Origin of the sequence: Candidatus Thalassolituus haligoni (genome assembly GCF_041222825.1) — a bacterium.
GTDB lineage: Bacteria > Pseudomonadota > Gammaproteobacteria > Pseudomonadales > Oceanobacteraceae > Oceanobacter > Oceanobacter antarcticus.
The window spans coordinates 723,143-738,121 of record NZ_CP139482.1 but is presented as its reverse complement, the minus strand read 5'-3'; the positions used below and the strand labels follow the sequence as shown (position 1 = coordinate 738,121).

General features: G+C 53.6%; 13 protein-coding genes and 2 tRNA genes. 2 read left to right on the top strand and 13 right to left on the bottom strand.

Going from position 1 to position 14,979, the window contains the following annotated elements:
- Positions 1–5: 5 nt before the first annotated feature.
- The 7 genes from rhuM to SOJ49_RS03290 form a co-directional block, all read right to left on the bottom strand.
- Positions 6–1,004, bottom strand: coding sequence for a RhuM family protein (gene rhuM, locus SOJ49_RS03320; RefSeq protein WP_369856809.1), 999 nt, complete (start codon positions 1,002–1,004; stop codon positions 6–8).
- Between the two features lie 253 nt (positions 1,005–1,257).
- Complete coding sequence (locus tag SOJ49_RS03315; RefSeq protein WP_369856808.1) at positions 1,258–1,392, bottom strand: hypothetical protein; 135 nt, start codon at positions 1,390–1,392, stop codon at positions 1,258–1,260.
- Complete coding sequence (locus tag SOJ49_RS03310; protein ID WP_369856807.1) at positions 1,389–3,410, bottom strand: ATP-binding protein; 2,022 nt, start codon at positions 3,408–3,410, stop codon at positions 1,389–1,391. Before SOJ49_RS03310 ends, SOJ49_RS03315 begins: the two co-directional genes overlap by 4 nt.
- Positions 3,411–3,412: 2 nt before the next feature.
- Positions 3,413–4,843 carry a restriction endonuclease subunit S gene (locus SOJ49_RS03305; RefSeq protein ID WP_369856806.1) on the bottom strand — a complete coding sequence of 477 codons (1,431 nt, stop codon included), beginning with the start codon at positions 4,841–4,843 and terminating at the stop codon, positions 3,413–3,415.
- Positions 4,833–6,584, bottom strand: coding sequence for an N-6 DNA methylase (locus SOJ49_RS03300; protein ID WP_369856805.1), 1,752 nt, complete (start codon positions 6,582–6,584; stop codon positions 4,833–4,835). The genes SOJ49_RS03305 and SOJ49_RS03300 overlap by 11 nt, the downstream gene beginning before the upstream one ends.
- A gap of 281 nt (positions 6,585–6,865) precedes the next feature.
- Positions 6,866–6,942 (bottom strand) — tRNA-Met (locus tag SOJ49_RS03295).
- A gap of 44 nt (positions 6,943–6,986) precedes the next feature.
- Positions 6,987–7,063 (bottom strand) — tRNA-Met (locus SOJ49_RS03290).
- Positions 7,064–7,238: 175 nt separating this feature from the next.
- Here SOJ49_RS03290 and SOJ49_RS03285 point away from each other — a divergent pair.
- A complete protein-coding gene (locus SOJ49_RS03285; RefSeq protein WP_369856804.1) occupies positions 7,239–8,300 on the top strand; it encodes an AraC family transcriptional regulator ligand-binding domain-containing protein in 1,062 nt (353 codons plus the stop codon).
- Positions 8,301–8,446: 146 nt separating this feature from the next.
- Here the strand turns inward: SOJ49_RS03285 and SOJ49_RS03280 are convergent, their stop codons facing one another.
- The 5 genes from SOJ49_RS03280 to SOJ49_RS03260 all read right to left on the bottom strand — a co-directional run bounded on the left by SOJ49_RS03280 (position 8,447) and on the right by SOJ49_RS03260 (position 13,346).
- Positions 8,447–8,983, bottom strand: a complete 537-nt coding sequence (locus SOJ49_RS03280; protein WP_369856803.1) for a hypothetical protein — start codon at positions 8,981–8,983, stop codon at positions 8,447–8,449.
- A gap of 63 nt (positions 8,984–9,046) precedes the next feature.
- A complete protein-coding gene (locus tag SOJ49_RS03275; protein WP_369856802.1) occupies positions 9,047–9,724 on the bottom strand; it encodes a methyltransferase in 678 nt (225 codons plus the stop codon).
- Positions 9,721–10,866 carry a murein transglycosylase domain-containing protein gene (locus SOJ49_RS03270; RefSeq protein WP_369856801.1) on the bottom strand — a complete coding sequence of 382 codons (1,146 nt, stop codon included), beginning with the start codon at positions 10,864–10,866 and terminating at the stop codon, positions 9,721–9,723. The genes SOJ49_RS03275 and SOJ49_RS03270 overlap by 4 nt, the downstream gene beginning before the upstream one ends.
- Positions 10,867–10,919: 53 nt before the next feature.
- Positions 10,920–12,266: a DUF1329 domain-containing protein gene (locus tag SOJ49_RS03265; protein WP_369856800.1), complete on the bottom strand. Its 1,347-nt coding sequence runs from the start codon at positions 12,264–12,266 to the stop codon at positions 10,920–10,922.
- A gap of 225 nt (positions 12,267–12,491) precedes the next feature.
- The gene (locus SOJ49_RS03260; RefSeq protein WP_369856799.1) at positions 12,492–13,346 is read right to left on the bottom strand and encodes a TatD family hydrolase; all 855 of its coding nucleotides are present in this window, start codon (positions 13,344–13,346) and stop codon (positions 12,492–12,494) included.
- A gap of 441 nt (positions 13,347–13,787) precedes the next feature.
- Between SOJ49_RS03260 and SOJ49_RS03255 the strand changes: the two genes are divergently transcribed.
- Entirely contained in the window at positions 13,788–14,162 is a 375-nt protein-coding gene (locus SOJ49_RS03255) for a hypothetical protein (RefSeq protein ID WP_369856798.1), read from the top strand.
- Between the two features lie 15 nt (positions 14,163–14,177).
- Here SOJ49_RS03255 and SOJ49_RS03250 read toward each other — a convergent pair whose 3' ends face one another.
- Positions 14,178–14,912: a ParA family protein gene (locus tag SOJ49_RS03250; protein WP_369856797.1), complete on the bottom strand. Its 735-nt coding sequence runs from the start codon at positions 14,910–14,912 to the stop codon at positions 14,178–14,180.
- Positions 14,913–14,979: the final 67 nt, after the last annotated feature.

Genomic DNA, 14,979 nt, shown 5'->3' with positions numbered 1-14,979 from the left:
TGCGTTTAATGATTGAGGCTTAACATATTCATAATCAGCCGAATCAGCGTCTCTTTCTGTTTCGGGTCGGATTCGGCCACCAGCAAGGTTAACGCCGCCAGGCCGGTATCGTTAATCACCGGATAACCTTCCGCACTGAACAAGCGGCCATTACGGTGTAAAAAGTCGACAAACAGAAACGCGCCGCTGCGTTTGTTGCCGTCGGCGAACGGATGATTTTTTACCACAAAATACAGCAAATGCGCGGCTTTACTCTCGACGGTTGGATAAGCCGGTTCGCCAAAGACGGTTTGGTCAAGGTTGCCGAAAATACCCGCCAGCCCGTGCTCCCGCACTTTGGCGAATAGCTCGGTGGCCTCGCCTCGCGCTATCAGCGATTGCTTGAGCTGACCTAACGCCTGCATGGCATCGTCAGGGGTGGGTAACTGGCCGCCGTTTTCTCCGGCGGGTTCTTCCAGCAAGCCTTCGTCGTAACGCTGCAACCACAAAAAGGTTTGGGTATAGCGCGAGACAATATCCACCAGACCACGCCCCGCCGGGCCAGACAACTCCGGGCTTTGCGCGGCTTTCTGGATCAAGGCCAGCGCCTGCTCCAGCTCGACGGCGTTTTTCTCAAAGCGGGTTTTATCCAGGGTGTAACCCTGCACCAGCAGCTCTTTCAGACGTTGAGTGGCCCAGATACGGAATTGGGTGCCTTGCCGGGATTTAACCCGATAGCCGACCGAGATAATGACATCCAGGTTATAGTGCTCGACCTGATAGGTTTTGCCGTCATCGGCAGTTGTCGCAAAATTTGCGACAACTGAATCCCTGCTCAACTCCCCCTCCCGGAACACATTGGCAATGTGCTTGCCGATGGTTTTTACATCCCGCCCGAACAGCTCGGCCAACTGCTGACGGTTCAGCCAGACAGACTCCTCTGCCAGCCGCACCTCAATCCGGGTGTGGCCATCGCTGCTTTGGTAGATCTCAATGGCTTTACTGCTTTGCTCGGGTGTGCTCATGGTGTTACCTCTGGCTTAATCTGTATAAATATACAGCAGCAAAGCATAACGCTTTTGCAGGAAAACCGGCTCTCACCGTCGGTCGGACAAGACTGCAGCCGACACGCCGACGTCAGCCGCTTCGCGTCTTTATCAGTCCGACACGAATCCAACCCCGCAGGATGCTGCCAGCCCAAGGTTGTTCGCGTGGCCAGGGCTGCCGTTATGCTGCCATTATTACTGTCGTTTTCTGAACGCAGCCAACGAAATCACATTATCGGTCGTCGACCCGTGCTCCGGGTCGGTCGTAAAGCTGCGCCTCATCGAAACGGCGATCTTTTGGCAGCAAGCCCTGTTCATTCAGCGGCAATTTGGCCAGCAGTTTTTTGGTGGAATGAATCGTGATCATCGGTTGTCGTTTTGAGCCAGTGTTGACGAGTGTCGAACATTCACTGTGTAGGCCTGCCGTGGATGGGTCGGCGTATCAGGAAAGGCCATCACCAGCTTTCCGCTATCTACCAATGGCTTAAGCGTATTTTTACGCAACGATTCAGGTTTTCTCACGAGTAGCTCGCAGAGTACCGGCAAGGTCAGGTAATGCTTTTTACAAAGGTCGAGAACAATTTCTGCCATCGCCTCCGGAGGTAATCGCCTGCTTTGCTGCGCATCCCAAGCATCAATCACCAACGATCTGCCCAGTTCTGAAGCCAGCAGGTCCAGCCGATCAATCAAAGGTCGGCTTAAACCCTCGACCAGCAAACAACCATTACTATCCCTCTGACTATATCCGGAGCTCTGCTCGTTATGTCCAGAGCTCTGCTCGTTATGTCCGGAGCTACCGTCATTAGCTCCGGACATAGCGCCAGCTTCAGACATAGCAACCGACCCAGGCACATGCTCACCAAATACCTGATCAGCCGTTGGGCCATCGTTTCCGGGCAAGCGGTAAACGGTTCCCCGACCACGGCCATAAGCCACCAGCAGCTCTTTTTTACTCAGCGCCTGGAATGCCAGCGTCAGATCGTGGGCATGTTCGGTAGTAATTTCAGCCATACGGCCATGGCTGACCACTTGCTCAGTCATCGCGGTGGCCAAAATCAGTCGTTCCAGATGACTGAGTTCGTCAAAGCCTTTGCCCAGCATAACCTTGAGGTTCTCGACCACACCTTCCGGTAACAGATCGAGCATACGCAATTCAAGTAACGTCTGCTCTGAGGGTGAATCTTTCTCATACAGCAGTGGCGTTCGCCAGTGCTGGCTGTCCCAGCCACGATAAATTTTTGGCACACCAGAGCCCGCCTGTTCGCCCAGCCCGACATACCGGAACATTTGGTGAATCAATCGGTTACGACAATCACTGTCACCACCCTGCACTGCCTGCTCTTGTGGCACCCTCATCAAGCCTGGATTACGAAAGCCAAACATATCAGGCCGCTTGACCACCAGCACCGACGCCCGACCGGTGTAATCGGCGTGCACCAGGGTGTTAATCAGGGCTTCACGCAGCGCCTGATGCACCAGTGTATTGTCCTGCCTCACATCACCTTCCAGCGAAAACGGCACTTTCAGATCACTGGTGAGCTTTTTGATAACCCTGCGATAAAAATCGAACAGATTGCCCGGCCAGCTACCATCCAGCGTCAGCCGGTCAATCCAGCGGGCTTCCGTGGTGGCTTGCGGGCGTTCCTGATAATCCAGCATGTAGTTCGGGAAACATTCCTGAATCGACGGCAACTGCCCAAACATCAGCAAACCGGCACGGGTCAGCCCTTCCTTGCCAGACTCACGATCCATACGCCAGCCGCCGATATTGCGCAGAAACACGCGAGCGTCAGCCTCATTCCAGGGGTGGTCTGGCTGCAAGCTGACATACAGCTGGCGGTAGGCTTTAAAGGTATCAGCATCGAGATCATCCAGCCCAAAGCCAAACAGAATCTCATTGTCGCGGCTGTCTTCAACCTGCTCCGCCATCATTCGACGAACCGTTTCTTCGTCGCACAGAAAATCACCGCTGTGGTTGCGCTTGTAAGTACCCGTTATCGGGTTACCACCTACATACACCGGGCGCTGTTTGCGTGCCGCCGCTGGCACGTGAATATGGATAATATTCTGGCCTTCAAGGGGAATGACCCGGACGTCGGACTCCCGCAGCAGGTTGACGCTGGCTTTCTGTGGGTTATTCACCAGATTCCATAGGTTATCCAGCACCCGACCAAGCTGCTGAATACCACCGACCGAAAAGCGCGACTTTTTCTCTTCCAGCCCCAGTAACACATCGCCCCCACCACTATTGGCAAAGGCGCTGTAACTGCCCCAGAAATCCTTTGGCAGCTCACCCTGGCCGTCCTTGCCAGCGGCCAGTTTACATTCGATGTCGGCGCTTTCACGCAAGGCAGCAATATCGTCAAGGGTCTGGATTTCAAGCATGGTTACAGCACCTCGTCTAAGACCTGCTCGGCATCGGGGATGGTGATCTGGCCGGAAAGCAGTTTGGGGAGTAAGGAATCGCGGAGGTCTACTAGCGTCTTACTACTTGCGCCACAAGCTAAGCTCTTGTCGGTCATCCCTACGGTGTAACGTTCAAAAAAGCTCAAAACTTTTGAATCCGGCTGCAATACAGGAACTGCTTCCAGGTGGCCTTTCGTAACAGCCTCTCTGGATGCTCCAGCATTTTGGGCCATCAGATGATTTTTGATTTTTTGATTCAAAAGATGCAGGTGTAAATAACGAGATGGAACACCGCTCTTGGGGCGAATAATCGCTACGTGCTGATTTACTCGGGCAGGTAGAACAGATGGCTCAACGATGCAGGTACGAAGAATTGAGGCTCCCGTAATGTTAATCAGGACATCACCCTCCATGACTTCAACGTTCTTTAACTGCAACGCTGCTTCATCAGTGATAAAAGCCAGTCCATCCCAGACGAAATCTGAGTCATAAATATTTTGGCTACGAATCAACGATATTCCTGACTCTTGATAAACACTTTGACCGCCTCTTGGAGTTGCTCCACTACCAATTTTTTGGGTCATTTCTTTCAACGTAACCACCTCCCACCCTTCGGGCACCCAGCCCATGTCTTCGGTAAAGACAAAGCGGTCGGGGAAGTGTTGTTGCACGTCGGCGGGGTGTGTCGGGCCTTGTGGGTGTGTGCGGGTTTCGGCGTTGCTCTCGCCCTCGCTGTCACTGCCACGCAAAGCGCGGCGGCGGGCGGCGCGGGCTTGCAGCTCGTCCGGAATGTCATGACCAGCGGCGAGGGCGTTGTCGATCACGGGGTCGAAATCGACAAACCAGCTTTTAAACAACGCCTGCGCCATGGATTCGAGAGTGGTGTTGATCTGGCGGTTCAGGGCGATTTTGTTATCGAGAGCCGAGAGGATAGAAACAATTTGCTCCTGAACTTCCAATGACGGCAAAGACAATTCCATTAATTTTGCCGAACCTACATTGAAGTGCTGCTGCACAGCGCCAACAAGGTGAGCATTCACATGGCTGCTAGCGACCGTATTGACGTAATACGCGAGAAAACGATTATTAATTTCCGGCCCACATCGAACAATCACAAGGTCAGAGCAATTCGCGCTCTCTAACCAGTCAGGAATAACCGCACAGGTTCCTGGCTTCCCTGTGCGAACAATGACGACATCCCCGGGAGCAAGAGCGGATTTTTTTAACTTTTCGTTAAACTCTGGAGATATGTATTTGATGTCATCCAGATTTACAGTAAACGGATCAACATTCTTTGATCTCAAAAACGGAACTCCTGACTCTATGTACTCCGACGTCATAGAACCAACATAGCCAACCGTGACTTCAGAGGCGACTTCTTCGAGTTTTACCTTCCGCCACTCACTCCCCATAACCCAGCCCCTTCAGGTTCTGTTTAATTACTGCATCCAGCTCCTGCGCATCACGCATCTGCTGAAACAGGGTTTGGGTGAGTTGCTGCATTTTTTCTTCAAACAGCTCGCCGTCGTCTTCCACTTCTGCCGCGCCTACGTAACGGCCCGGTGTCAGTACGTAGTCGTTGGCCTGGATGTCGGCCAGAGTGGCGGATTTGCAGAAACCAGCAACGTCCTGATAAGCGTCAGACGTCTGACGTCCGACGTCCGACGAATTGGCATCTGACGCAGTGGTGTTTGCGTCCGACGTCTGACTTCCGACTTCCGACGATTTCGCGTCCGACGTCCGACTTCCGACGTCCGACAAATCAACCGGCTCCCCTCTCCACAAATGATACGTCCGTGCAATCGCGCCAATATCCTCGGCGGTGAGTTCTTTATGGGTGCGGTCGATCATGCTGCCCATATTGCGGGCGTCGATAAACAGGGTTTCGCCCTGGCGGTTGCGGTGTTGTTTGCGGCCGTCGCTGAAGGTTTGTTCTTTCTTATTCTTGGTTAAAAACCACAGGCACACCGGAATCTGGGTGGTGTAGAACAGTTGGCCGGGCAGCGCGATCATGCAGTCGACCAGGTCGTTGTGAATGATCTGCTTGCGGATTTCACCTTCGCCCTTGGTGTTGGTGCTCATCGCGCCGTTGGCCAGTACAAAGCCCGCGACGCCGTTGTCGCTGAGCTTGCTGATCATGTGCAAAATCCAGCCGTAGTTGGCGTTGCCGGTGGGCGGAGTGTCGTAACCGGCCCAGCGCGGGTCGTCGGTGAGTTCGTCGGGGCCGCGCCATTCCTTCAGGTTAAACGGCGGGTTGGCGATGATAAAGTCGGCTTTTAAATCCGGGTGCTGGTCTTTAAAGAAGGTGTCGGCAGGCACGTCGCCGAGGTTGGCGCTGATGCCACGAATCGCCAGGTTCATCTTGGCCAGCTTGTAGGTGGTGCTGGTTTGTTCCTGACCGTAGATAGAGATGTTTTTTTTGTTGCCCTGATGGCTTTCAACAAATTTGATCGACTGTACAAACATGCCGCCGGAGCCGCAGCAGGGGTCATAGATTTTGCCATGATACGGCTCGATCATTTCGGCCAGCAGGTTAACCACGCATTTGGGGGTGTAAAACTCGCCGCCGCCTTTGCCTTCAGTGGCGGCGAAGTTGCCGAGGAAGTATTCGTAAACGCGACCGACGATGTCTTCTTCGCTGGCGGCTTTTTGAGCTGCGCTGCCGGCACTGTCTTCACCATCAGCCCCCACAGCCTGAACAATAGTGTCGATATTGTTGATGCCGTCGATCAGCGCCGCCAGCTTGCTGACGTCGAGGCCAAGGCGCGAGAAGTAGTTATCCGGCAGCGCACCGCGCAGGGATGGGTTGTTTTTCTCGATGATGTACAGGGCGGTGTCGATTTTTACCGCGATGTCGTCCTGCTTGGCGTGTTGGGCAATGTACTCCCAGCGGCTGTTTTCCGGCAGGTAGAAGGTGTTGGTCATGGTGTAAAACTCCACCATGTTGACATAGTCGCCCTGTCCTTCGTTTATCAGTTGCTGCTTGCGTTGAGTGAATTTGTCGCTGATGAATTTGAGGAAGATCAGCGACAGCACCACGTGTTTGTATTCTGACGATTCAACGCTACCGCGCAGTTTGTCGGCGGTGGCCCAGAGCGTTTGTTCAAAGGATTGGGTTTTCGAGGCGTCTTTTTTAGCGGGCTTGCGGGCCATGAAGGCGATTCCTTGGGCTGCACAGGGAAGCGGCATGAACCAGTACCATTCACTTCCCTGCATGGGGTTGCTGTCTATTCTGCCCCCAACCAGTGGGGGTTGTCTCGCAGGGTAATAATCGTTCAAACCCGGATGCTCACCGAAAAACAGCGGTGGGGATTAAAATCATTCAGCTTGGCGTACGTTTTTTGATTCAGAGCCAGAGGTATTTACGTTGAGGCGACGAGAACGAGCGAATTTCAGGCACAAAAAAACCAGCACTTGGCTGGTTTAATTGGAAATGGTTGCGGGAGCAGGATTCGAACCTACGACCTTCGGGTTATGAGCCCGACGAGCTACCAGACTGCTCCATCCCGCGACATCATCTTGCTTCTCTGACCTAAACCGCACTACGTTGGAAATTGGTTGCGGGAGCAGGATTCGAACCTACGACCTTCGGGTTATGAGCCCGACGAGCTACCAGACTGCTCCATCCCGCGTCAGAGGTTGCATATATTACGGACGACGCCCTCGACTGTCAAGTCATGTTCACAAATAAAGCAGGATCTACCGTTCAAAATCCGCTACTGATTAAAAAATACTCTTGGGGGCTGGTCTGAAAGCAGCGGCGGTGATACGTTGTCTGCAACAAAAATAACAACAATGACATTATTTATGAGTGCTTATCTTACTCCGACATTGACGTCGGCGGCGTTGCACCCCCTTTTTCAGCTCATGCGTGAGCGGGGATTAAGTCCTGATGAGCTTCCTGAGCTGGCTCAGGACTGGGGTAACAGCCAACAACAATTTCCTGTGCCTGTGTTTGATCGCATCATCGAACAGGCCGGTCAGTCTCTGAAAACGCCTGCTATTGGCGTCATGATGGGGAGCCGGCTGGATTGGCGACGGTTTCGACTGCTGGCTTATTTGCTCAGTGAATGTCGCACCGGTCGCGATGCGCTGTCACAACTGCGGCGTTATTATCCGCTGATCAGCGACAGTCATCCCCCCGATGTGTTTATTGGGCAGCAGGCGGTCAAAGTCGTGTTTTATGTTAGCGATGGAACACCGCATGCGCGTCAAACCCGTGCCGAACTGGTTGCCGCTGGCATTCATGACGTCGGCTCCAGGCTGGGGAGCGGGTTTTACAACATCACCGGCATTGGCTTTCAGCAGCCACCACCACACTATCGGGAACAACTCGACCGCTACTTCGGGGTGCCTGTACGTTATGGCGAAAGCTGTAACTGGATCAGTTTCTCCAGCGACTACCTCGACAAGTCGATGAAAAAGGCCATGCCTTTCCTGGAAACCATGCTGGAAGGTGCTGAAGTGCCTTGGCGCTCGGAAGACACCGAACGCCCATTCAGTCGCAAATTACGCCATATCCTTTATTACTGGCCGACCTGTCTGCCGATGACCAAGGAAGCTGTCGCCGATTTGTTGGGCACCAGTGCGCGAACCCTGACCCGACGATTGCAGGAAGAAGGCAGCCAGTTTTCAGAATTGAGCAAACACTGTCGTCTGGTTCGGGCAGCCGCTGCGCTGAAGCGTACCAGCAAGGATGTGCAACAGTTGGCCAACGAGCTGGGATTTTCTGATCGCCGAGGTTTCGAACGGGCGTTCAAACAGTGGACCGGACAAACACCGGCAGCCTTCCGGCGTCAATGGCGCAATCAGGCCGTCGCTGCGGTTTCCAGCATGTCGGCGCTGGAATCGAATATGGGGTTTTACTGACCTGACGAAAACGTCGCTCTGACGCGCTCCGACACCCGGCTGGGTTTGTTTGCAGCCGGACTGTCGCTGCAACGTCAGGGTGAATAAGAGTGCGTTACCACTATGGTAGCTATGGTAACAGGCACTCACACTCAGATGCCGTTACGTTATTGCATTAACTGACGCAGTTCCGCCATACGGCCGCTCACCAGTGTCTTGTCGGCTGCATCTACCGCTTCCATTTCATCCATCATTTTCAACGTGCCCCGCATCATGGTTTCCATGGCATCCAGCTGTTCTGCTGGCATGCCACCGGCGTTGCGCATTTGTTGCAGCTGGGCCAGTTGTTGCTTTACTTGATCACGGCTGCCGCCCTGCTCACTCATTTCCACGGCCAGCATGCCCAGACTGACTTCGGTTGTTACCCTTGTCCATTGTTCCACGCTGTCAAACCCGGCAGCGGATACCTTTCGACCAAACTCGCTGTAGAGGCCTGAGGTTTTCAGACTTTTGATACCTTCCTGAAACATCGCGGCCATGCCTTGTTCCATGGAAGCGCTGGTTTTTGGCATGGCATCTTCATGCTGATCCAGCCAGCCTTGTATCTGTGGCATGGAGTTAATCCACACATCCAGCTCTGTCGCAGTCAGGGCCCATGCCGGGGATGTTGCCAGCATGGCAACCAGTGTCATCACACGACGCATACAATAATCTCCGTTTATTTTTTCTGATAGCTGTTCTAAAGCCGCGAGATTATCACAGCCAGATCAAGGCGAGTGTGGCATGGCGTGGATTTCAATCAAAACCTGCTGATCAAAATCACCGATGGCCGGTAAGGTAGCAAATAGCCCGGAGTCCTGGGCTGCAGCTGCTGAAGACGGGAAGAAGTGACGCAGGGCAGCAGCGGGTTCAGCCGTCAGCCCTGCCGAAATACTGGCCTGCAGCTCGGCTAACAGTGGGTGACTCGCCGGGTCGTAGAGCAGATCGCCCGCCAGAAACACATCAAAATCACCCCAGTCTCCGGCACGAACAACCTCGACGACCACGCCGTTCAGGCTGGCGTTGTGCTGTGCTGCCAGGGTCGCCAGCGGATCAATATCACAGACCCCCACCATACTCGCCCCCTGACGAGCTGCCTGCAGCGCTGCAATGCCTCCACCACAGCCGATATCCAGCACCCGTTTGCCTGCAACCCGGTGCGGCTGTTTCACCAGGAAGGATGACATTGCCCTGCCCCCTGCCCAGGCAAATGCCCAATAGGGCATGTAACGCCACAGGGCTGCAATCTCTGTAGCATCAAACAGCCGCTGTTCATTCACTGCCAGTAGCCAGAGGCGAATATCATGCTCCAGCGGCACCAGCGCCAGTCCGGCGTCAGCCCAGACTGCATGTTGTTGCAGACCCGCTAACAGCGCCTCTGGTGGCTGAGGATGAAGGGGATTCACGTCCCACCGCCGTAGCGTTGCTGTGCCGCTGAGACTTTTTTAAGGTAGTTACGCGATTCCTGGCTCGGATGACTCGACAGGATGGTGCGATAAACCTGATTGGCAGACATGGCGTTAATGCGGGCAATGGCTTTTTGACGATCGCGATGAAAGGTTTTCAACAGATTACCGGCACCGCCGTTATAGGATGCGATCATGCAGTAGAGCTGCTTTTGGGCATCCTGTATGCCGCGCAAATAGCGATCCCGTAAAATAGACAAATACGCTGTGCCGATATCAATGTTCTGCTCTGGGCGAAAGAGCACATCACGACCGGGTCGACCACTGCGCTGATAGATTTTGTCATAGACGTCCTGACCCGCCGTACCACTCATCACCTGCATCAAACCATAGGCCCCCACAGGAGAGACGGCAAAGGGGTTAAAACTGCTTTCGGTTTCAATAATGGCCAGAATCAGGGCAGCAGGAATGCCATAACGATTTGCTGCCTGATGCACCAGTTCACCGTACTGCTGTGCACTGACCTGACGAAATTGCCGAACCATGGGAATCGAAACCCAGTAGCGACTGCCCGTGTGTTGCAGCTGGTGCGCCACCAGATATTCGGCATAACGCCGGGCACGCCAGGGAAACTCGACCGATTTGCCTTCCTGATCTTGTACTTTGCCAGCCAGAAAGGGGGTTCCCGTCAGGCCGAAATCCGCTGCGGTCAGCAAGTCGACAGCAGCAGGATCGGCGGGGGTCAGCAAGGTGGCTTCAATGGCATGTCGCAGCGCTTGAAGCGGTGTGTGACTGCCGCGACTTTCGATATGAATCGTGCCCACATCAAAGTCGATGCGTACCTGGGTATGGAAATCGTCCAGGTATTTCACCAGCGAGCGAACGCCCGACACCGCCAGATCGTTACCCCAGACCTGGTTGGCCTGTTCCGGGAAAAACATGAATTCCAGAATGACGGACTGTACATCGTCCGACAGCTCGGCAAAATTATCCGGCAGCTCGGCATCCGCCAACACCAGCCCCCCCGTCAGGGAGAACCACAGCAACGGATAAAGCAACAGGTAACGGCGGCGTTGCCACTGTGGCAGCAGCAACCTGAGCACCAAACGGAACATCGGTGTGAGCAAAAAAAAGACAGCCAACGGAGCACATCCATAAAGATCAGGCCGCAGTGTAGCGGCCTGTTATCAGCCTGTCAGCGTTTGGCCTGGCGGCGGACGGCATTGGTGGAAAAATCATTTTCACTCAAACCGGTATCAAAGAAGCGGAAACTGCGTTCGCGTTCGTTATCCAGACCTTCGACATAATAACGCCCGGAGGGAAAATCATAGGTCACTTCCAGTGTAGTCATCATCATTTGCAGGTCGTAATAGTTGATCAGATGGCCTTCTGTCACCTGCACCAGTAACCCGTGATGATCGTATTCTTCGGCATACACAATCGACCAGGAGTCTTCATCCAGGTAATAGCGGCGCTTGCTGTAACGATGACTGAACCCTACCCGCAAATTGGCTTCAATCACCCACACACGGTGCAGCTCATAGCGCAACAAGGCCGGATTCAGATGGTGTTTTTGTAATATATCGTCCAGTCGCAGGTTCCCCTGATGCACCGGATAAGCATTGTAGGGAATATAGATTTCCTGTTTGCCGATCAATGTCCAGTCGTAATAATCCGGCGCACCGTTATACATATCGACCTGGTCAATGGTACGGAGTGACTGACTGTTCACATCCGGTGTGTCGTGCGCCAGATCTGGAGTACGACGCAAGCGCCGGGCACCCGGCGTATAAATCCAGGATTTACGGGGCGAGCGCATCTGATCCAGCGTTTCATGTACCAGCGTCAGGCTGCCCGCCTGGTGCGCCGGGGCCAAAGTCTCCCGCGTTAACAGAAACACCTTGTTATCCAGCGCCGATGGCTGGAGGCCAGACTCGCTGTATTTGAAGTAGTAGTTGTACTCCCGCAGGGTATCCATCCGCTGGCCCGACGCCGTTATCAGTGAGCTGACCGCTTCGTAGGATACCGTCTGGCCCCGAAATCTGAGCGTATGGTTCCAGAGCACTTCCAGTCCATTGGCGGGGATCGGAAAGGGCGAACTCATGACTGCGCCGATGACACCCGATCCATAAGGCAACAATTTGGCGGTAGCAGCGTTGGTTCTGATCGCCTCGTAAACATAATCCGGGTAAGACGCAGAACGATGACTCGGATACACATTCAGGTACATATCCGGAAACCGCATCAGCAGCTGGCGCTGTCCTTCGGTCAATTGCGCCTTATGTGCTTCCAGGTTACTGGCTTCAATACGAAATAAGGCCTGTTCTCCGGCATAAGGGTCAGGATGAAATCCGCTTTCCCAGGGGCCTTTGTCCTGTGGCAAGCCCCCCGTCCAGGCCGGTATCGCTTTACCATTACCGGCACGCTCGGCACCCAATGGGGTTAAATCCTGGTGTAATCGTTCAATCTCGCTGGCAGGTAATTCCGCCCAGGACGACATTGCCGCGCTTATCATCAAAAAAGCAGCACTGATTATTTTCATGTCTTTTTGCCTACCCGGTGTTGCCGCAGTTGAATGTTCAACCACATAATTTTTATTGTTATCTCAACCGGGAAGAATAATGAGCGCGTAACCTGGGATCAATTTCACCTTACAAAAGGCAACAACTCTGGCTTGTTACCAAAAACAACATCCAGGCTTTAATCATACTTTCGAGTGACATCCATTCCAGAATGTACGGTATTGAAGGCCATTCTCAGCTTTCTGTTATATAGGATGGTCTGACAAGGGGAAGAATAGCTTGCGAATACTATCGGCCTGGCAGGCTTGCAGCGCTGCCGGAGTCAGCTGTTTGATCCGCGCCAGTGCCACCCCCACCAACGGCAGGAAAACGGGCGAGTTGCGCCGCGACGCCGCGATCGCGGGCGTCATATCCGGTGCATCGGTTTCCAGCAACCAGGCTTCCAGCGGCAGCTGTTGAACCGTGCGGCGCAAGCGATGGGCATTAGGCCGCAGTAACAATCCTCCCAGACCCAGACAAAAACCCAGATCCAGGTATTGCCGCGCCTGCTGTTCACTGCCACTGAAGGCATGCACGACACCACCACCGTCAAACCGGGCCAGTCGCAACGCCTGGATAATCTCATCGTGCGCTCCCACGCCGTGCAAAATAACCGGCAGTTTGTACTGTTGCGCCAACTGTATTTGCGCATCAAACAGCTGGCGCTGTTGCTGACGCACCGCCAGATCGACAGGGCGGCTAAAATGCAGGCCAAACTCCCCCACCGCGACACATTCTGACGTAGATAATACCTGCTCCAGCCAGTCGAGATCGGCCATACGGTGCCGCTCGCTAAAACAGGGATGTAACCCCAGTGCAAAAAACCATGGCTGCCCAGCGCAGAACGATGCCAGACGTTCGCCTTGCTCGCGGCAGACACCTGGCACAATCAAACCGGAGATACCCAGTGTTTCGCAGTGCTGCCATACCGCTCGCCGATCTGGATTAAATGCCGGAAAATCAAAATGACAGTGGGTATCAAACCAGCCTGGCGAAGATAATTTCTGGCATGAACCGGGAAGCGAGCCTGAATAAGAGTCACGGGGTGAATATTTTTTCATTTAAATTTGGTTTCTAAGAATAATTTAAAATAAAAACACGGAGAATAATTCGCAAATATCACCACCAGCGGCCATCCGCGTCCAGTTGACGGCGGGATATCGACACGGCAATACCATCACCAGCCAATTATCCATTCGTAAATAAACCGCCAACTGTCAAATTTCTGACAATATTTATAACGGCGGCGGCCAGAAATAGACCCGTCCAACGTAATCCGCCACAGCACAGCGGCAGCCACAATACGATATTGGCGTTAATTGCATCAATTTCTCTCCCAGCAAGAATAATGGCGTTCTTTTTGCAACTGATACAAGTGTCACAGAAATCAACCAATACCCCGTCATCACTGGCCAACGACCGTTCAAACAATCCAGTCAATAACGACCAGTGTGCTATTCCTAAGGGTATACAATCTAACCAAGACTACAGGAGGGTGAGCGATGAAGCTTATGCCTCACGAGCTCAGAGACACCATTATTCGCCCAACACTGGACTATCTGGGCTGTTATACCGGCACTGCGGAAAACCTGCTGATTGCTCTGGCGCAAAGGCAGGAGCACAGCCAGGTCAATGCTTTCGAAGACTGCTCGCTGTATCCGCTGGATGCCGATATTCATCAGAAAGTCTGGGATCAATATCTTGCCTTTGACCCGGATCAGGCCAGCCTGATTCGTGGACTGGCTTCCCAGCGGCAATTTTTGGTCAATCCTCACAGCGAATTAAAAACCAACCTCTGTTATGCCACTGCCATCGCCTGGGCCGTTTTTATTGCCTATCCGCAGGTGCAAGCCAGCGACCTGAGCCAGAGCGCCTGAATCAGAGCACCTGGCTCAAAGTTTCAACTGCTCTTTTACTGCAGCCCACAACGCCCGGTAATTACGGGACAGGGGAACATGGGGCTGACAGACCACGATCGGACTGCGTAATTCCAGCATCCGCTCAGCACTGGCAGAGTGGCCGATAAACACGGGTAATAACTCGCGAATTTTTGGCGCTACTTCTGCAGCCCATTTGACGTGCGCACTCTTGCGACGATCAATCAGAGTCACAAAGGGCATCCACTGCTTGCTTTTGACCCAGTCGAGCTGTTGTTTGGACTGCTCGTAGGCCCGAATGGACAGCAACGAAGGTTCTATCGGTACCAGAATTTTATCCACGGCCTGCAAGACACCCTCAATCTGCGGCGACAGTACTGGCGGGCAATCAATCACCACCAGTTCATAGTCTTCTCCCAGCATGCTGATGGCATCGGTGGTCAAATCCCTGGCGGTACGCTTGTCGGCAACACTCTGGTGAAACTTGCGTAACGAGATATCAGCTGCCAGTACATCCAGACGATCGTACTGGGTCGGGTAAATATAGCGGCCAATAGGCTTGCCTTCACTCCAGACCTTGTCTTGCTTGCGATCCGGCTCAACCCCCAGTATCCAGGTCGCAGCCCCCTGGGGATCCAGATCCCAGAGCAGGGTACGAATGGAGTTACTGGCAGCCAATGCGGCCAGGTTGACGGCGGAGGTAGTTTTCCCCACCCCGCCTTTCAACTGAAATACAGCGATAGCGCGCACTAAACGGTCATCCCTTGGTAACATTGGCGACCAGTCTAACACGCGATTCTTACGGATAATCCAACCA

Excerpts from the sequence above, each read along its gene's own strand:
- SOJ49_RS03280 (WP_369856803.1), bottom strand. The coding sequence starts at position 8,983 with ATGCGTCGTGTGATGACACTGGTTGCCATGCTGGCAACATCCCCGGCA.
- SOJ49_RS03255 (WP_369856798.1), top strand. The coding sequence starts at position 13,788 with ATGAAGCTTATGCCTCACGAGCTCAGAGACACCATTATTCGCCCAACA.
- SOJ49_RS03285 (WP_369856804.1), top strand. The coding sequence starts at position 7,239 with ATGAGTGCTTATCTTACTCCGACATTGACGTCGGCGGCGTTGCACCCC.
- SOJ49_RS03300 (WP_369856805.1), bottom strand. The coding sequence starts at position 6,584 with ATGGCCCGCAAGCCCGCTAAAAAAGACGCCTCGAAAACCCAATCCTTT.
- rhuM (WP_369856809.1), bottom strand. The coding sequence starts at position 1,004 with ATGAGCACACCCGAGCAAAGCAGTAAAGCCATTGAGATCTACCAAAGC.
- SOJ49_RS03315 (WP_369856808.1), bottom strand. The coding sequence starts at position 1,392 with ATGATCACGATTCATTCCACCAAAAAACTGCTGGCCAAATTGCCGCTG.
- SOJ49_RS03265 (WP_369856800.1), bottom strand. The coding sequence starts at position 12,266 with ATGAAAATAATCAGTGCTGCTTTTTTGATGATAAGCGCGGCAATGTCG.
- SOJ49_RS03310 (WP_369856807.1), bottom strand. The coding sequence starts at position 3,410 with ATGCTTGAAATCCAGACCCTTGACGATATTGCTGCCTTGCGTGAAAGC.
- SOJ49_RS03305 (WP_369856806.1), bottom strand. The coding sequence starts at position 4,843 with ATGGGGAGTGAGTGGCGGAAGGTAAAACTCGAAGAAGTCGCCTCTGAA.
- SOJ49_RS03260 (WP_369856799.1), bottom strand. The coding sequence starts at position 13,346 with ATGAAAAAATATTCACCCCGTGACTCTTATTCAGGCTCGCTTCCCGGT.